Origin of the sequence: Streptomyces sp. SID13666, from assembly GCF_010548325.1 — a bacterium.
Classification (GTDB): domain Bacteria; phylum Actinomycetota; class Actinomycetes; order Streptomycetales; family Streptomycetaceae; genus Actinacidiphila; species Actinacidiphila fildesensis.
In genome coordinates, this window is record NZ_JAAGLX010000011.1 from 16242 (window position 1) to 32994 (window position 16753).

A 16753-nucleotide genomic window follows, 5' to 3' on the forward strand; every position below is an offset into this window, starting at 1 on the left:
CTGTGATCGTAGCCTGCGGTGGTAAACGACCGGCAACCCGTCGGCAACCACCAGGTGCGACCCCTGCCGCTCATTCATGGGGCCACGTTACGCAGCGTACCCTCCGGGACGGCCGGGAACGAGAGCCGTTGTGTAACGCCGGAGCGGTCCCGGTCCGCGAACCCGGGATCACGCCAGGTCCAGGGGGTCGGCGGGTGGCGCGTCACCGCCGGGAGATGTCCCCCGCGCGCTCCGCGAGCGGCTCCGCGGCCCGGCTCAGCCGGTCGGCGGCGCGGGAGAGGTCGTCGGTGCTCCTGGCCACCTGCCGGGCCAGCCGCTGGACCTCGGCGAAGAGCCGGACGGCGAGTGCGCCGAGCACGAGGATGCCGGCGGTCGAGAGGCCGACGTACAGGTAGAGCCACCACATGGCACCGACCCTATCGGCTCGGCCGGCGCCCGGATGTCCTCGGGGCACCGGAGCACCGCGGCCGGCCGGGCCTCCGGACGGCGGCCGTGGCGCCGGCGTCGGCGTCAGCGTCAGCGTCAGCGTCAGCGTCAGCGTCAGCGTCAGCGTCAGCAGATGTGCAGGCGCATGGTGCGCACCCCGCCACCGGTGAGCAGCTCGATGATCCGCTCCCCCGCGGGCTTGCGGACCGCCAGCCCGCACTCCGGACAGGTGAAGGAGTAGAACGTGGTCCGGTGGGTGCGGCCGATCGCCAGCCGCAGCTCCTGCGACGCCAGCTCGAAACGGCCGCGGCAGTCCGGGCACGCGGCCTTGAAGAGCACCGCGGACGGCGCCGGGGCCGTCATCGTCGAGGTCGCTGCCCCCGTCATCGTCACTCCCTATTCTCCGTACGCCGCCAGCGCCAGCACGGCGGCCTCCCGCGCCCGGTCCGCGAGGTCGGCCGGCGAGACGATCCGGCCGTCCCGGCCCAGCCGCAGCGCGAGCCGGCGCAGCGAACCCGGGTCGGGGGTGCGCAGGCTGATCCGCAGGCCCCCGTCGGGCAGCTCGTCGGCGCTGTCGTACGGGTAGTACTCGGCGACCCAGCGACCGCCGGGACCCACCTCGATGACGACCTCCGGGTCGTCGCCCGCCGGCTGCACCAGCCCGAGGGACAGGTCGCGCGGCTCGATCCGCGGCGGGTCGGACGGCTCGTCGAGCAGTTTGATCTCCGCGACCCGGTCGAGCCGGAAGGTCCTGCGGTCCTCCGACAGCCGGCACCAGCCCTCGAAGTAGGTGTGGCCGACCGCGAAGAGCCGGATCGGGTCCACCTCCCGCTCGGTCAGCGCGTCCCGGGCCGGCGAGTAGTAGCGGATCCACAGCCGGCGCCGTTCGGCGATCGCCCGGTCCACATCGGCGAAGACGCTGCCCTCGGACTCGAAGGTCACCGAGAGCTGGGAGCTGGCGGCCGCCACCTCGCCGGCCGCGGTCTCCAGCTTCGCGGTGGCCCGCAGCAGCGCCTGCCGGTCGCTGTCGCGCAGCCCCGGCAGGTTCGCCACCGCCCGCGCCGCCACGAGCAGCGCCGTGGCCTCGTCGGCGGCCAGCCGCAGCGGCTGCGCCACATCGTCGACGTTGTGCCACCAGATCCGCTCGCCGTCGGTGTCGATGTCGAGCAGGTCACCGCCGCGGAAGCTCGTACCGCACAGCGGCAGCACGTTCAGGTCGCCGATCAGCTCGGCCTCGGTGACGCCGAAGGCGCGGGCCACATCGGTGACGCGGGCGCCGGGGCGCTCCCGCAGATAGGTGACCAGGGAGAGCATCCGCCGGGTCTGGTCGATCGCGTTCGCCATGTCGTGAAGTCCCGTCAGTCCTTGGCCACGGCACGCAGCCGGTCCACCACATCGGCCCGCAGTTCGGCGGGTTCCAGGACCACCACGTCGGGGCCGAACTCCACCAGCCAGGCGTCGAGTCCATGCCCGTACGGGATCTCCAGTTCGTCCCATTCGGCGTCCACCGGCTCGGACGTCACGGCCTTGGAGCGCAGCGGATAGCCCGAGTCGCGGCGCAGCCGGATCCGGGCGGTCGCGGTGGCGCCCTCGCCGGCCCAGCTGGCGACGGCGGCACGGACGTCCACGTGGTCGGGGACCGGGGCGCTGAAGGCACCGCCGCGGGAGCGGACCTTGCCGGAGATGCGGGAGAGCCGGAAGACCCGGACCGCGCCGCGGTCACGGTCCCAGCCGGCCAGGTACCAGTGGCCGCGCCAGCACTCCAGGGCCCACGGCTCGACCTGCCGCGGCTCGGGGCGCACCGCGTTCGCCTTGCGGTAGTCGAAGGAGACGGCCCGGCGCTCGCGCGTCGCGACCATCAGCGGCTCGAACGCCGGTTCCGGGGTGGGGATTCGCGGTTCCAGCGCGCTGTGGGTGTCCTCGAACGGCACGCCCGCCGCCCGGAGTTTCTGCAGCGCGCCACTGGCGGCCTCGGCCAGCCGGGCCTGCTGCCACACCTTGGCGGCCAGGCTCAGCGCGGCGGCCTCCTCGGCGTCCAGCGCGATCTCGGGCAGCCGGTTGCGGTCACGGCGGGCCAGATAGCCCACATCGCCGTCGACGCTCTCCACCGTCTCGATGATGAGCCCGAGTTCCCGCAGATCGTCCTTGTCGCGCTCGAACATCCGGTTGAACGCGTCGTCGGAACCTATCTCGTGATAGGCCTCGATCGACTCGCGCAGTTCCCGTTTGCTGACGGGACGCCGGGTGTTCATCAGGCACAGCGCCAGGTTCATCAGTCGCTCGGCCTTGGCAATCGCCATCGCGCACCCTTCGTCTTCAGCTCTCGATCGACGACCGTACCGCTCCGGGGAGCTGCGGCAAAAGCGAGGGCCCACGCCTGCCGGCGTGGGCCCTCGGACACGCGCCTGCTCAGACCGAGATCAGGTCCACGACGAAGATCAGAGTCTCGCCCGGCTTGATCGCCGGGGTGGGGCTCTGGTTGCCGTAGGCGAGGTGCGCGGGGATGGTCAGCTGGCGGCGGCCGCCGACCTTCATGCCCTGCACGCCCTGGTCCCAGCCCTTGATGACGCGGCCGCCACCGAGCGGGAAGGTGAACGCGGAACCGCGGTTCCAGCTGGCGTCGAACTCCTCACCCGTGCTGAACGACACGCCCACGTAGTGGACGCTGACGTTCTGACCCGCCTTGGCCTCCTCGCCGGTGCCCTCCCAGATCTCCTTGATCTCGAGGTCTGCCGGCGGCTCGCCAACGGGGAAATCGATCTCGGGCTTCTCGATGCTCACTGCGGTAACTCCTTGATACGTTGCGGACAACCCGGACAGTCTTACACTGCTCCGAGAATCTCCACGACGAAAACGAGGGTGGAGTTGGCCGGAAGGTCAGCTCCCTTGGCCTCGGCCTTGTATGCCTGCTCCGGCGGGATGACGAGCAGCACCCGGCTGCCGACCTTCTTGCCGACGAGGCCCTTGTCCCAGCCCTCGATGACCTGACCCTGGCCGATGACGGTGCTGAACGGCGCCCCGGTCTTCCAGCTGTCGTCGAACAGCTTGGCCGTGTCCTTGCCCTCGTTGGGCTTCCAGGCCGCGCCGCTGTACTGCATGTAGACCGTCTGACCGCTCTTGATCACATCGCCCGTGCCCTCGATCAGGACCTTGTCGACGAGCGTCTTCGGCGGGTCGTTCTTCGGCACCGTGATCTTCGCCGCCTCCGCCTTCTCCGCGTCCACCTTCGGCAGGTCGGACGGGATGGCGGACTGCGTGCCCGTGACATGGCTCGGCATGATCCGGTCGATGTCGAGCACGAAGACGAGGGTGTCGGTGCCGGTGATACCCAGCTCCTGCTTGCCCTGCGAGCCGAACGCGGCGGCCGGCGGGGCGACGACCAGGACGCGGCTGCCGACCTTCTGGCCCAGTACGGCGTCGCTGAAGGCCGGGATGATCGTCGGCGAGCCGGCCGGGATGACCTGCGCGGCGCCGCCCTTGTCGTAGGAGCCGCCGATCTCCTTGCCGCTCTTCCAGATCTTGCCGGCGAACTTGGTGACCACCAGGTCGTTCTTCTTGACCTCCGGGCCGGTGCCCGCGGTCACGGTGCTCACGACGAACTTCCCGCTCGGGTCGCCCTTGGGGATGGTGATGGTCGGCTTCTTGCCCAGCTCACCGGCGACGGTGGGCATCGGCGCGGCCGACGACACCGGCTTGGGAGCCGCGGGCTGCGTAGGCGTCGCGGAAGGCGTGGGGGTCGGCGAGTCGGCCTTCTTGTCCGAGCCGTCCCCTCCTCCGCAGGCCGCGGTGAGCATCAGAGCCGGCACGATGAGCGCGGCAGCGAGTCGGCGTCGCACAGTGGTCCTCGGGGTAGCTGGGATGGTCCGTCAGTAGCGGTCACTCTACGGCCTGCCCCGCATCACAGGACCCCGGCATGCCAGGGGCCCCGCACGCCACAGCGCGCGGGGCCCCTGAACACCAGCCACTGCCGATCACGTTCCGACTTTCGTCGATCACATTCCGGCGATGAGCTTCTCCACCCGGTCGTCGACCGATCGGAACGGGTCTTTGCACAGCACTGTTCGCTGCGCCTGGTCATTGAGCTTCAGATGCACCCAGTCGACCGTGAAATCACGCCGCTGTTCCTGCGCGCGCCGGATGAAATCGCCGCGCAGCCTGGCCCGAGTGGTCTGCGGAGGAACGGATTTCGCCTCGAAGATCTTCAGATCACTGCAGATCCGCTTGGCCTGGCCCTTCTTCTCCAGCAGGTAGTACAGCCCCCGGCGGCGGTGGATGTCGTGATAGGCGAGGTCCAGTTGGGCGACGCGCGGGTGGGACATCGTGATGTTGTCCCGGTTCCGGTAGCGCTCGATCAGCTGGTACTTCATCACCCAGTCGATCTCGGTGCCGATGGCCGCCAGGTCACCGCTGCCGATCGACTCCAGCGCGCGGCCCCACAGCTCCAGCACCTGCTCGATCACGCCGTTGCGGATGCCGCGGCGTTCGCAGAAGTCAACAGCCTTGGAGTAGTACTCCTCCTGGATCTCCAGGGCGGACGCCTCGCGGCCGGTGGCCAGCCGCACCTTGCGGCGGCCGGTGATGTCATGGCTGACCTCGCGGATCGCCCGGATCGGGTTCTCCAGGGTCAGATCCCGCATCACGATGCCCGCCTCGATCATGCGCAGCACGAGGTCGGTGGCACCGACCTTCAGCAGCATGGTCGTCTCGGACATGTTCGAGTCGCCGACGATGACGTGCAGGCGCCGGTAGCGCTCCGCGTCCGCGTGCGGCTCGTCACGGGTGTTGATGATGGGTCGGGAACGGGTGGTCGCCGAGCTGACGCCCTCCCAGATGTGCTCCGCCCGCTGGCTGACGCAGAAGACCGCACCGCGCGGCGTCTGCAGCACCTTGCCCGCGCCGCAGATCATCTGCCGGGTGACCAGGAACGGAATGAGGATGTCGGCGAGGCGGGAGAACTCGCCGTGTCGCGCGACGAGGTAATTCTCGTGACATCCGTAGGAGTTTCCCGCGGAGTCGGTGTTGTTCTTGAACAGATAGACATCGCCGGCGATGCCCTCTTCGTGCAGACGCCGTTCGGCGTCCACCAGAAGGCCTTCGAGGATGCGTTCGCCGGCCTTGTCATGGGTGACCAGCTCGGTCAGATTGTCACACTCCGGAGTGGCGTACTCCGGGTGCGAGCCGACATCGAGGTAGAGGCGGGCGCCGTTGCGCAGAAAGACATTGCTGCTCCGGCCCCATGACACGACACGGCGGAAGAGGTACCGCGCCACCTCGTCAGGAGACAGACGCCGCTGCCCCCTGAACGTGCATGTGACGCCGTACTCGTTCTCCAGCCCGAAAATGCGGCGGTCCATGACTGAACATTACGCCTGATGCGTGGTCGTGAAACCGGGTTCGACCCCACCGATTCGATCTTTTTCCAACTCGGTTTTCAGGTTTGGGGACGCGAGGAATCGGGCGGTCGCGACCAGCACCGCCAGTGCGATGAATCCACCGGCCGCCGCGACGGCGAATCCGGCGGCGACCCCGCCGAACTGCGCGGCGGGTCCCGCGGCGGCCGTTCCCAGCGAGGCGCCGACGCCGATCGCGGTCACCAGCCAGGAGAACGCCTCGGTCACCGTGCCGCTCGGCGCGTGCCGGTCCACCACCACGAACGCGCAGGCCAGTACCGGCGCCAGGAACACCCCCGCGAGCCCGGACAGGACCGTCATCGCGACCACCCCGGGGACGAGCACCAAGGGCGCGTAACAGACGGCCAGTCCGACGGTGAGCACCCGCAGCCGGCGCTCCGGCGTACCCGGCCAGGTCCTGGCGCCGTACGTCACACCGCCGATGAGCGCGCCGAGCCCGAGCGCCGACAGCAGATAGCCGTTCACCATGCCGCCGCCGTGCACATCCCCGTACGCGACCGCGGCGACCGCGATCGAGCCGAGCGCGACACCGACGAAGAACAGGCAGCCGATCAGCGCGCGCAGCCCCGGGGCGCGCAGCGGTCCGAGCCAGTCGGCGGCCCGCGGTTCCGCCCGCCACTCGCGGGACGGCGGGGCCGTCACGACGCCCAGCGCGCCCACGACGCCGACCGCCGCGATCCACAGCACGGCGGCGGCCTCGGAGAACAGCGCGACCAGGCCGGTGACGAGGACCGGGCCGATGGTGAACAGCAGCTCCTGGGCGGCGGCGTCCAGGGCGTAGGCGGCGTGCAGCCGGTCCTCGCTCTTGAGGACGCCGGGCCACAGCGCGCGCAGCCCGCCTTCCAGCGGCGGGGTGAACAGCCCGGCGACCGCCATCGCCACACAGGCCACCGGCAGCGGGTCGGGGCCCACCAGGGCGAACAGCACCATGCCGGCGGCCGACAGGACGGCCGCGGGGAGCATCACCCGCGGCTGGCCGTACCGGTCGACGATCCGGCCCAGCAGCGGCTGGCCGATGGCCGTGCCCAGCCCGTAGAGCGCGCCCAGCGAACCGGCGAGCGAGTAGCTGCCCCCTTCGGAGCGGGTCAGCAGCACGATGCACAACGCGGCCGTCGCGTTGGGCAGCCGGCCGATCAGCGTGCCGCCGAGCAGCCGGCCGGCATACCGCGTCCTCAGAAGATCCCCGTACCCCGCCGCCATGCCGGCTCCTCTCCCCCGGTCGCCGCCCGTCGCCGCCGAAGTGTTACGTATAACTTGATGCGTCATACGTACCATGACGGCAGGCCGCGGGTCCATCCGCGGGGACCGGAAGGATGCCCCGAGTGACCGAAACCGCACGCCCCACCTCACGGGACGTGGCGCGGGCCGCGGGTGTCTCGCAGGCGACCGTTTCGCTGGTTCTGGGCGGAAAGTCCCGCGGGCGGGTCTCCGAGCGCACGGCGGAAGCGGTCCGGGCGGCGGCCCTGGCACTGGGCTACCGGCCGAACCTGGCCGCCCGCAACCTCCGGCTCGGCCGCACCCGGACGGCCCTGCTGGTCGTCCCGGCCCTGACCAACGAGTACTTCGCCCGGGTCTACACCGGCGCCGCCCGCGTCGCGGCGGAGCACGAGTTCGGCGTGGTGCTCTACCCGTCACCCGACGGCATCGGGCCGGCCCGCGACCCCTTCGGCTCGGCCCGCGCCTCGCTCGACGGCGTCATCGCGTCCTCGATGGCCGCCGACGCGCTCGACGCCATCGGCGGCGGCGACCTGCCGCTCGTGATGCTCGACAGCGACCCCGGCGCGGCCGGCGCCGGCGTCACCGTCAACTTCGACATCGCCGACGGGATGCGGCAGGTGGCCCGCTGTCTGCTCGGCCTCGGGCACCGCCGGTTCACCCATATGGCCTCAGCGGTCGACACCTGGACGTTCCACGTCCGCGCCGCCGCACTGGCCGGCACGCTGGCGGGCACGGGCGACGTGACCCTGCACACCGAGCGCTCCGCGCACAGCGTCGAGGACGCACGGCTCGCCGCCGAACGCGCCCTCACCCGGCCCGGGCCCCGGCCCACTGCCCTGGTCTGCGACGACGACATCCTCGCCGCCGGTGCGTGCAAGGCCGCCCGCCGACTGGGCCTGCGGGTGCCGGCCGATCTTTCCGTGACCGGATTCGACGACCTCGCGCTCGCCACCGCCGTCGAACCGGAACTCACCACCGTCCGGCTCCCCGCCGACGAGATCGGCGGCCGGGGCATGGCAGCGCTGCTGGCCGTACTGGACGGCCGCCCGGCGAACAGCGCCGACCTCCCGGTGGAACTCGTGGTCCGCGGTTCGACGGGGCCGCCGGCGGCGTGAGACACCCCCTCCCGCAGGCGGGAGCGAACGCGAGGGGGGCCGGGTCCGCAGGGGTGGGGTTTCGAAATGCTGCCGAGCTATTTGTGGGCCGCCAGGCCCGTAAATAGTCGATTTCGAAGCCCCGCCCCGGAGGACCCGGCCCCCGTCACCGGAGCACCGGCACAAGCCACGCGGCGGGCCGCCGGCTACTCCTCTTCCTCGTCCGAAGGTTCATCCGTCTTGGTGGTCGCAGCGCTGTCCGCCTCCAGGAGACGGGCCAGCTGACGACCCAGGATCCGCTTGAACTTGCGCTGCTGCGGTCGCGTCCGGTCCAGCACCGCGACCTCCAACTGCTCGGCGGTGAGCGTGCGTTCCCCGCCGTTGCTGTCCCGGCCGAGGGACTCGGCCGCCAGTTTCAGCGCCTCCGCGAGCGTCATGCCGTCGCGGTGCCGCTGGTCCAGATACGCGCCGATCGAGTCCGAGTTGCCGCCGACCGCCACCGCGCCGTGCTCATCGACGATCGAGCCGTCGTGCGGCAACCGGTAGATCTGGTCGTCCTCGGCGGCCGCACCGACCTCCGCGACGATCAGCTCCACCTCGTACGGCTTCTCGCCGACGCTGGAGAAGATGGTGCCCAGGGTCTGGGCGTAGACGTTGGCCAGACCGCGGGCCGTGACGTCCTCACGGTCGTAGGTGTAGCCGCGCAGGTCGGCGTAGCGCACGCCGCCGATCCGCAGGTTCTCGAACTCGTTGTACTTGCCCACCGCCGCGAACGCGATCCGGTCATAGATCTCGCTGACCTTGTGGAGCGCGCGGGACGGGTTCTCGGCGACGAACACGATGCCGTCGGTGTACTGCAGCACGACGACGCTGCGGCCGCGCGCGATGCCCTTGCGGGCGTACTCCGCACGGTCGGCCATGGCCTGCTGGGGTGAGACATAGAACGGCGTCGACACCGGCTATCCGTCCCTTTCTGTCAGGTGACGAGGGTCTTCTTCTCGATCCGGTCCTGCCGGACCGTCAGAGCAGCTCGGCACGCGGGCCGTCGGGCTGTTCCAGCCGGCGCTCGTGGATGGCACGGACGACGTCGGAGGACTCGTCCTCGGTGAGCCTGCGGAAGCCCTCGTCGGTGATGACGGTGACGATCGGATAGATGCGCCGCGCCAGGTCCGGTCCGCCGGTGGCCGAATCGTCATCGGCCGCGTCGTACAGGGCCTGTACGACCAGCGTGATCGCCTGGTCCTCCGTCAGATCCTTGCGGTACAGCTTCTTCATCGAACCGCGGGCGAAGACCGAACCCGATCCGGTCGACGCGAAGCCGTGCTCCTCGGAGCGCCCGCCCGTCACGTCGTAGGAGAAGATCCGGCCCTTTTCGCGGTCCACGTCGTATCCGGCGAACAGCGGGACGACGGCCAGTCCCTGAAGCGCCATCCCGAGGTTCCCGCGGATCATCGTGGAGAGCCGGTTCGCCTTGCCCTCCAGGGAGAGCACCGCGCCCTCGATCTTCTCGTAGTGCTCCAGCTCCAGTTGGAACAGCCGCACCATCTCCACGGCCAGCCCGGCGGTGCCGGCGATGCCCACGGCCGAGTACTCGTCGGCCGGGAAGACCTTCTCGATGTCCCGCTGCGCGATGATGTTGCCCATCGTCGCGCGCCGGTCACCGGCGAGGATCACCCCGCCGGGGAACGTCGCGGCGACGATGGTCGTGCCGTGCGGGATCTCGATGGCCCCCTGGAGCGGCGGCAGGCTCCGGTTGCGCGGCAGCAGGTCCGGTGAGTGCTCGCCGAGGAAGTCGATGAACGAGGACGAGCCAGGCGTCAGGAAGGCAGCCGGTAGACGCCCTGTGCTACGAGTGTTGGCTTCCACACGTTTCCTTCCAGGTAAGCGGCAGCCCGGCGGATGGCATCAGGCCGGTCTTTCAACTGCCCCAGCGCGGCATTGCAGCTGAAGCACAGTACGCCTCGGACCCTACCCGTCTCGTGGCAGTGATCCACATGTTCTGCCGAAGCGGCCAAACAGATCGGGCACACGCCCGCTTGAGAGGCGATCAGCTCGTCACGCTCGGATATCGTGATGCCGTACTTCCGCTTGAAGTAGCTCTCACGGTTGCGGCCGGCGCGACAGGGCCTGCAGTAGCTGGACCAGCCGTCAGGCGAAGTGGAATTGCGTTCCCAGTCCGCAAACGGCTTGATCGTTTCGCACTGCGGGCACCTCTTGGAGCCTTCCGGTACCTCGAACTTCGGCCGGACCGCACGGCCTTTGGCTTCTTGACGCTGCCGGTAATACTCGGCTGAGCAGTTCCGGCAGTACGCCTGAAGCCCATCCTCCGTCGACCGATTGCCGGCGAAGGCGCCGTGCGGCAGCGTCCCTTTACACCGAGAGCAGCGCTTCGATTTCGCGTCGTTCATATACGTGGACTACTGTCCACCCTTCTGAACGAAGGACCTCACGAAATCCTCAGCATTGGCCTCGAGCACGTCGTCGATCTCGTCCAGGATGTCGTCGACGTCCTCCGAGAGCTTCTCGTGGCGCTCCTTGAGTTCGTCCGAGGCTTGCGCGTCCTGCGCTACCTCTTCGACTTCTTCTGTGGCGCGTGTCGCCTTCTGCTGTCCGCCGTCGGTGTCCTTCGTAGCCATGACGCTCACCCCGCTCGGTTGCGTTTCCCACTTGATCAGACCCTACAAGCCGGGTCCGACATCGGCCCTGTTTCCGCTCACTTGCTTGATTCCCGGTTCTGGGCCATTTCAGCCGCCGGAAAGGATGCGGACCAAGTCTTCCGCCGTACGACAGCGGTCCAGGAGCTCCTTGACGTGGTTGCGGGTGCCGCGTAGCGGCTCCAGGGTCGGAACCCGCTGCAGGGAGTCCCGGCCCGGCAGATCGAAGATGACCGAATCCCAGGAGGCGGCGGCGACGTCGTCGGCGTACTGCTCCAGGCAGCGGCCGCGGAAGTAGGCGCGGGTGTCCTCGGGGGGCTTGGTCTCGGCCCGTACGACCGCAGGCTCGTCCAGCAGCCGCTTCATGCGGCCGCGGGCCACCAGGCGGTTGTAGAGGCCCTTGTCGGGCCGTACGTCGGCGTACTGGAGGTCCACGAGGTGCAGGCGCGCGGCGTCCCATTCCAGGCCGTCACGGCGCCGGTAGCCCTCCAGGACCTCCTTCTTCGCGACCCAGTCCAGCTCGCCCGACAGGCTCATCGGGTTGTTCTCCAGCCGGTTCAGGACGTCCTCCCACCGGCTGAGGACATCCTTCGTCTGGTCGTCCGCGTCGGCGCCGAACCGCTCCTCGACGTACTTGCGGGACAGGTCGAAGTACTCCATCTGGAGTTGTACGGCGGTCAGCGTCCGGCCACTGCGGAGCGTGATCAGATGTTGCAGTGTGGAGTCGTGGCTGACCTGGTGCAGGGTGCGCACCGGCTGGTCCACGGCCAGGTCCACCTTGATGAAGCCGTCCTCGATCATCGACAGCACCAGGGCGGTGGTGCCGAGCTTGAGGTAGGTCGAGATCTCGGAGAGGTTGGCGTCCCCGATGATGACGTGCAGCCGCCGGTACTTCTCCGCGTCCGCGTGCGGCTCGTCCCGGGTGTTGATGATGGGGCGTTTGAGGGTGGTCTCCAGGCCGACCTCGACCTCGAAGTAGTCGGCGCGCTGGCTCAGCTGGAAGCCGTGGTCGTGGCCGTCCTGCCCGATGCCGACACGGCCGGCCCCGGTGACGACCTGGCGCGAGACGAAGAACGGCGTCAGATGGCGCACGATGTCCGAGAAGGGGGTCTCCCGCTTCATCAGATAGTTCTCGTGGGTGCCGTAGGACGCGCCCTTGTTGTCGGTGTTGTTCTTGTACAGGTGGATCGGCTGGGCGCCGGGGAGCTGCGCGGCCCGTTCTGCGGCCTCGGCCATGATGCGCTCGCCCGCCTTGTCCCACAGGACGGCGTCGAGCGGGTTGGTGACCTCGGGTGAGGAGTACTCCGGGTGGGCGTGGTCGACGTAGAGCCGCGCGCCGTTGGTGAGGATGACATTGGCCAGGCCGATGTCCTCGTCGGTGAGCTGGCTCGAGTCCGCCGTGTCACGGGCGAGGTCGAAGCCCCGGGCGTCACGGAGCGGATTCTCTTCCTCGAAGTCCCAGCGGGCGCGGCGCGCCCGGTGCATCGCCGCCGCGTAGGCGTTGACGATCTGGGACGAGGTGAGCATGGCATTGGCGTTCGGGTGGCCGGGAACGGAGATGCCGTACTCCGTCTCGATACCCATTACTCGCCGTACGGTCATGCGGCCCTCCTTGCCCGGCGCCGCCCCGTGCTGGGGCTGACGCTCAAGTACCGCTGCGCATATGGCCCGAGCGCGACTGCTGTTCCCTGAGCCGCACTGCATGGCGCGGTACGGAAGAGCCTAGAACGCGATGGCGGCGGTGGGGAGATCATTTCACTCATTGCTCCGGTCCTGGCCTACCTGTGGACAAACACTCCGGCTGCGGGAACCCGGTCGGGGCGCCCGCAGCCGGAGGTCTGCTTTACAGGTACTGCCCGGTGTTGGCCACGGTGTCGATGGAGCGGCCGGTGTCCGCGCCCTGTTTTCCGGTGACGAGCGTGCGGATGAACACGATCCGCTCGCCCTTCTTGCCGGAGATGCGGGCCCAGTCGTCGGGGTTGGTGGTGTTGGGCAGGTCCTCGTTCTCCTTGAACTCGTCGACACAGGCGGCGAGCAGGTGGGCGACACGAAGACCGCGCTGGTTGTGGTCGAGGAAGGCCTTGATCGCCATCTTCTTGGCCCGGTCCACGATGTTCTGGATCATCGCTCCGGAGTTGAAGTCCTTGAAGTACAGGACCTCCTTGTCACCGTTGGCGTACGTGACCTCCAGGAAGCGGTTCTCCTCCGTTTCGGTGTACATCCGCTCGACGACGGCCTGGATCATGGCCTCGACGGTGCCGGCCTTCGATCCGCCGTGCTCCGACAGGTCCTCGCTGTTGAGCGGGAGTGTCGGAACCAGGTACTTCGAGAAGATGTCCTTGGCCGCCTCGGCGTCCGGCCGCTCGATCTTGATCTTGACGTCCAGACGGCCGGGCCGCAGGATCGCCGGGTCGATCATGTCCTCGCGGTTGGAGGCGCCGATGACGATGACGTTCTCCAGGCCCTCCACCCCGTCGATCTCGGCGAGCAGCTGGGGGACGATGGTGTTCTCCACGTCCGAGCTGACACCGGATCCGCGGGTGCGGAAGAGGGATTCCATCTCGTCGAAGAAGACGATGACGGGGGTGCCCTCGCTCGCCTTCTCCCTGGCTCGCTGGAAGACCAGGCGGATCTGACGCTCGGTCTCACCGACGTACTTGTTGAGGAGTTCGGGACCCTTGATGTTCAGGAAGTAGCTCTTCCCCTGCGGCTGTCCCGTGACTTCGGCGACCTTCTTGGCAAGGGAGTTGGCCACTGCCTTGGCGATGAGGGTCTTTCCGCAGCCGGGGGGGCCGTAGAGCAGCACGCCCTTGGGCGGGCGCAGCTCGTACTCCTTGAACAGATCCGCGTGCAGATACGGGAGTTCGACCGCGTCCCGGATCTGCTCGATCTGACCGGCGAGGCCGCCGATCTGCTGGTAGTCGATGTCAGGGACCTCTTCGAGTACGAGGTCCTCGACCTCGCTCTTGGGGACCCTCTCGTACACGTAGCCGGAGCGGGGCTCCAGCAGAAGTGCGTCGCCTACGCGGAGAGCGCCGTCCAGGAGTGGCTCGGCGAGCCACACCACCCTCTCCTCGTCGGTGTGTCCGACGACCAGGGCTCGTTCGCCGTCCTCAAGGATCTCCTTGAGGGTGACGATGTCGCCGACGCGCTCGTACTTCATGGCCTCGACCACGTTGAGCGCTTCATTGAGCATGAGTTCCTGACCTCGCCGGAGGTCTTCCAGTTCGACGGAGGGGCTGACGTTCACCCGCAGCTTTCGGCCGCCGGTGAAGATGTCCGCCGTTCCGTCCTCGTTCGCCTGCAGAAAGACGCCGAAACCGGCAGGAGGCTGTGCGAGCCTGTCCACTTCTTCCTTGAGGGCCACGATCTGGTCGCGGGCCTCGCGGAGAGTGTTCGCGAACCGCTCATTCTGAGCGGACACGCCTGCCAGGTTGGTCTGCAGCTCGACGATCCGCTCTTCGAGAATCCTCGTGTGACGCGGAGAGTCGGCGAGCTTACGTCGCAGGACGGCGATTTCCTGCTCAAGAAAGGCGACCTGGCTCGCGGTGTCTTCTGAACCACGAGCGGGTCGGCCGCCACGGGTGATGTCGTCGTCGTGGGCCGCCACGGTCCTCACCTCCTCCAAGGGGAGCTGGACGTTTCCAGACCCTACCTGGGCCGGTGGGGGTTGAAACCCCTAGATCACAAAGACGGTCGGGGTGTGTCCGATCTTCACCCTTGCGTACGTCCTCACGCCAGGGGGATACCCACGGATCAACATCGGAAAGCGGCCGGTTGTATCGTCGGTTCGGTCAACACCCGTCAGGGACTGTTGCGGTCCGTGTACGGGCCGATCCATGAACGGCAGGCGAGGTACCCCGTGAGTGACGTGTCCGAGGCCGGCGCGGAAGAGCTGGAAGTCTGGATCGACCAGGACTTGTGCACCGGCGACGGGATCTGTGTGCAGTACGCGCCGGAGGTGTTCGAGCTCGACATCGACGGGCTGGCGTACGTCAAGGGCCACGACGACGAGCTGCGGCAGGCGCCGGGCGCCACGGCCCCGGTTCCGCTGGCGATGCTGACCGATGTGGTGGATTCGGCCAAGGAGTGCCCCGGCGACTGCATCCATGTCCGCCGCGTCACCGACCGGGTCGAGGTGTTCGGTCCCGACGCCGGGTGACGGCCGGCAGCGCCGGGTGACCCCTCAGACGCTGTTCGCGAGCGCACCCGGCGTGGCGTAGTACCGCCCGGCCCGCCACTGCCAGGTGTACGCGCGCTTCTGGTCCGGGCAGCAGCGCGGTGTGGTGTCGCTGGAGTACCCGAGGACCGTCGCCCTGATGGTGCGGCCCTGGAGCCCGAAGCCGGTGATGCTGCGCTCCTCCGCCGGATCGACCAGCGTGGCGACGACGCGCGGCGCGCTGCCCGGTGCGGCGCCGGCGGTCAGGACGAAGACACCGGTGGGCGGGGTACCCGCCTCGGCCGGGCAGTGCACGACGACGACGGTCTCAGGCCGGCCGTCCTGGTCCAGATCCCCCGAGACGCGGCTGACGACGTCCACCGGGGCTCCCGCGCAGTCGAGCGGGTACACGGCCGCCTTCGGGTCCGGTGCGGGCCGTGGGGTGGCCTGGGAGGCGTGCGAGGAGGCATCGGCGGGCTGGACGAGGGCGCCGGCGCCGATGACCGCGCCGAGCAGCGCGGCGGTGGAGATCCAGTGCACCGAGCGGGCTCGGGTATGCGGAAGGGCCGGTCCTGCGGAGGGCTGCACTCGCCTGGCTCCTGGGGAGTTCGTTCGAGGGGGGTGGCCAGCATGGTGCCACACGTCACACTCGGGTGGAACAGCAGGTGCGGCCGGGAGTACCGGGACAGCGGAAATGCGGAAGGCGCCGGTGCCGGAACCCTTGCAAGGGTTCCGGCACCGGCGCCTTCCGTTGCTCTCGGCGGGCTCTCGGCGGGGCGGTGGGCCCGGTATTACTCGGCGGGCGCCTCGGGGGCGGCCGGCGTCTCGACGACGGGCGTCTCGGCGGCAGTCACCTCAGCGGCCTCTGCCGAGGCGGCGGGCGCGTGCTTGCCCCCGCTTTCGCTGCCGGGGCCGGTGTAGTCCTCGCCGTACGAACCCTTGGAGGGCCGGCGGCGGCGCATCGGCGGCTCCACGCCGTCGGCGAGCCGACGGGCGGTGAGCAGGAAGCCGGTGTGCCCGATCATGCGGTGGTCGGGACGGACCGCGAGACCCTCGACGTGCCAGTTGCGGACCATGGTCTCCCAGGCCGCGGGCTCGTTGAAGGTGCCGTGCTCACGGATGGACTCGACGGTGCGGGCCATCTGCGTGGTGGTGGCGACGTAGCAGCACAGGATGCCGCCGGGGACGAGCGCCTTCGAGACGGCGTCGAGGCATTCCCAAGGGGCGAGCATGTCCAGGATGACGCGGTCGACATCGGTGTCGGACAGATTGTCCTGGAGGTCGCCGACGGTCAGCTGCCAGGCGGGGTGTTCCCCGCCGAAGTAGCGCTGGACGTTCTGGGTGGCGATCTCGGCGAAGTCGGCGCGGCGCTCGTAGGAGTGCAGCATGCCCTGGTCGCCGACGGCGCGCAGCAGGAAGCTGCTGAGCGAGCCTGATCCGACTCCCGCTTCGACGACCCGGGCGCCGGGGAAGATGTCGGCCATCGCCAGGATCTGCCCCGCGTCCTTGGGGTAGACCACGGCGGCACCGCGTGGCATGGACAGGACATAGTCGGGGAGCAGGGGACGCAGCGCCAGGTAGGCGACGTTCCCCGTGGTACGGACAACACTTCCTTCGGGAGCACCGATCAACTCGTCGTGCTGGAAAGCGCCCTTGTGGGTGTGGAACTGCTTTCCGGCTTCGAGCGTGAAGGTGTAGTGGCGTCCCTTGGGGTCGGTGAGCTGGACCTGGTCCCCGACTTGGAATGGGCCGCGACGGCGGGCGGCACCGGTCGGTTCGGACATGTGAACA

The 16753-nt window shown here is 69.1% G+C and carries 18 protein-coding genes; 2 read left to right on the forward strand and 16 right to left on the reverse strand.

What is annotated here, in order from left to right; translation table 11 throughout:
• Positions 1-202: 202 nt before the first annotated feature.
• From G3I60_RS16755 to G3I60_RS16790, 8 genes are all read right to left on the reverse strand, one after another.
• Positions 203-406 carry a hypothetical protein gene (locus G3I60_RS16755; protein ID WP_164293718.1) on the reverse strand — a complete coding sequence of 68 codons (204 nt, stop codon included), beginning with the start codon at positions 404-406 and terminating at the stop codon, positions 203-205.
• A 146-nt stretch (positions 407-552) separates the two neighbouring features.
• The gene (locus G3I60_RS16760) at positions 553-813 is read right to left on the reverse strand and encodes a hypothetical protein (protein ID WP_164293719.1); all 261 of its coding nucleotides are present in this window, start codon (positions 811-813) and stop codon (positions 553-555) included.
• Positions 814-822: 9 nt separating this feature from the next.
• On the reverse strand, positions 823-1770 hold the full coding sequence (locus G3I60_RS16765; RefSeq protein WP_138354822.1) for a YafY family protein: 948 nt from the start codon (positions 1768-1770) through the stop codon (positions 823-825).
• A 14-nt stretch (positions 1771-1784) separates the two neighbouring features.
• Complete coding sequence (locus tag G3I60_RS16770) at positions 1785-2726, reverse strand: YafY family protein (RefSeq protein ID WP_164293720.1); 942 nt, start codon at positions 2724-2726, stop codon at positions 1785-1787.
• Positions 2727-2835: 109 nt separating this feature from the next.
• The gene (locus G3I60_RS16775) at positions 2836-3207 is read right to left on the reverse strand and encodes an FKBP-type peptidyl-prolyl cis-trans isomerase (protein WP_138354820.1); all 372 of its coding nucleotides are present in this window, start codon (positions 3205-3207) and stop codon (positions 2836-2838) included.
• A 41-nt stretch (positions 3208-3248) separates the two neighbouring features.
• A complete protein-coding gene (locus tag G3I60_RS16780) occupies positions 3249-4262 on the reverse strand; it encodes an FKBP-type peptidyl-prolyl cis-trans isomerase (protein WP_164293721.1) in 1014 nt (337 codons plus the stop codon).
• 156 nt (positions 4263-4418) lie between these two features.
• Positions 4419-5780 (reverse strand): Pup--protein ligase, encoded by a 1362-nt coding sequence (pafA, locus tag G3I60_RS16785; protein WP_138354818.1) that lies wholly within the window; start codon positions 5778-5780, stop codon positions 4419-4421.
• A gap of 9 nt (positions 5781-5789) precedes the next feature.
• A complete protein-coding gene (locus tag G3I60_RS16790; RefSeq protein WP_138354817.1) occupies positions 5790-7037 on the reverse strand; it encodes an MFS transporter in 1248 nt (415 codons plus the stop codon).
• A 122-nt stretch (positions 7038-7159) separates the two neighbouring features.
• On the opposite strand from G3I60_RS16790, the gene G3I60_RS16795 reads away from it, so the two are divergent.
• A complete protein-coding gene (locus G3I60_RS16795; RefSeq protein WP_343240973.1) occupies positions 7160-8170 on the forward strand; it encodes a LacI family DNA-binding transcriptional regulator in 1011 nt (336 codons plus the stop codon).
• Positions 8171-8355: 185 nt separating this feature from the next.
• On the opposite strand, the gene prcA is transcribed toward G3I60_RS16795, so the two are convergent.
• The 6 genes from prcA to arc all read right to left on the reverse strand — a co-directional run bounded on the left by prcA (position 8356) and on the right by arc (position 14413).
• Positions 8356-9105 carry a proteasome subunit alpha gene (prcA, locus tag G3I60_RS16800; protein WP_164293723.1) on the reverse strand — a complete coding sequence of 250 codons (750 nt, stop codon included), beginning with the start codon at positions 9103-9105 and terminating at the stop codon, positions 8356-8358.
• A gap of 64 nt (positions 9106-9169) precedes the next feature.
• Entirely contained in the window at positions 9170-10015 is an 846-nt protein-coding gene (gene prcB / locus G3I60_RS16805) for a proteasome subunit beta (protein ID WP_138354814.1), read from the reverse strand.
• Positions 9967-10557 carry an endonuclease VII domain-containing protein gene (locus G3I60_RS16810; protein WP_164293724.1) on the reverse strand — a complete coding sequence of 197 codons (591 nt, stop codon included), beginning with the start codon at positions 10555-10557 and terminating at the stop codon, positions 9967-9969. Before G3I60_RS16810 ends, prcB begins: the two co-directional genes overlap by 49 nt.
• 9 nt (positions 10558-10566) lie before the next feature.
• Positions 10567-10785, reverse strand: a complete 219-nt coding sequence (locus G3I60_RS16815) for a ubiquitin-like protein Pup (protein WP_138354812.1) — start codon at positions 10783-10785, stop codon at positions 10567-10569.
• 108 nt (positions 10786-10893) lie between these two features.
• Positions 10894-12405 (reverse strand): depupylase/deamidase Dop, encoded by a 1512-nt coding sequence (gene dop / locus G3I60_RS16820; protein ID WP_138354811.1) that lies wholly within the window; start codon positions 12403-12405, stop codon positions 10894-10896.
• A 241-nt stretch (positions 12406-12646) separates the two neighbouring features.
• Positions 12647-14413, reverse strand: coding sequence for a proteasome ATPase (gene arc, locus G3I60_RS16825; RefSeq protein WP_138354810.1), 1767 nt, complete (start codon positions 14411-14413; stop codon positions 12647-12649).
• Positions 14414-14665: 252 nt separating this feature from the next.
• Here arc and G3I60_RS16830 point away from each other — a divergent pair, with 252 nt between their 5' ends.
• Positions 14666-14965 (forward strand): ferredoxin, encoded by a 300-nt coding sequence (locus G3I60_RS16830; protein ID WP_164293725.1) that lies wholly within the window; start codon positions 14666-14668, stop codon positions 14963-14965.
• 24 nt (positions 14966-14989) lie between these two features.
• Here the strand turns inward: G3I60_RS16830 and G3I60_RS16835 are convergent, their stop codons facing one another.
• A complete protein-coding gene (locus G3I60_RS16835) occupies positions 14990-15550 on the reverse strand; it encodes a hypothetical protein (protein WP_164293726.1) in 561 nt (186 codons plus the stop codon).
• Positions 15551-15753: 203 nt separating this feature from the next.
• Positions 15754-16746: a tRNA (adenine-N1)-methyltransferase gene (locus G3I60_RS16840; protein ID WP_239069926.1), complete on the reverse strand. Its 993-nt coding sequence runs from the start codon at positions 16744-16746 to the stop codon at positions 15754-15756.
• Positions 16747-16753: the final 7 nt, after the last annotated feature.

Bases quoted from the DNA above. Each gene is read 5' to 3' on its own strand.
- G3I60_RS16755 (WP_164293718.1), bottom strand. From the start codon at position 406: ATGTGGTGGCTCTACCTGTACGTCGGCCTCTCGACCGCCGGCATCCTC.
- G3I60_RS16760 (WP_164293719.1), bottom strand. From the start codon at position 813: ATGACGGGGGCAGCGACCTCGACGATGACGGCCCCGGCGCCGTCCGCG.
- G3I60_RS16765 (WP_138354822.1), bottom strand. From the start codon at position 1,770: ATGGCGAACGCGATCGACCAGACCCGGCGGATGCTCTCCCTGGTCACC.
- G3I60_RS16770 (WP_164293720.1), bottom strand. From the start codon at position 2,726: ATGGCGATTGCCAAGGCCGAGCGACTGATGAACCTGGCGCTGTGCCTG.
- pafA (WP_138354818.1), bottom strand. From the start codon at position 5,780: ATGGACCGCCGCATTTTCGGGCTGGAGAACGAGTACGGCGTCACATGC.
- G3I60_RS16790 (WP_138354817.1), bottom strand. From the start codon at position 7,037: ATGGCGGCGGGGTACGGGGATCTTCTGAGGACGCGGTATGCCGGCCGG.
- G3I60_RS16810 (WP_164293724.1), bottom strand. From the start codon at position 10,557: ATGAACGACGCGAAATCGAAGCGCTGCTCTCGGTGTAAAGGGACGCTG.
- G3I60_RS16815 (WP_138354812.1), bottom strand. From the start codon at position 10,785: ATGGCTACGAAGGACACCGACGGCGGACAGCAGAAGGCGACACGCGCC.
- dop (WP_138354811.1), bottom strand. From the start codon at position 12,405: ATGACCGTACGGCGAGTAATGGGTATCGAGACGGAGTACGGCATCTCC.
- G3I60_RS16840 (WP_239069926.1), bottom strand. From the start codon at position 16,746: ATGTCCGAACCGACCGGTGCCGCCCGCCGTCGCGGCCCATTCCAAGTC.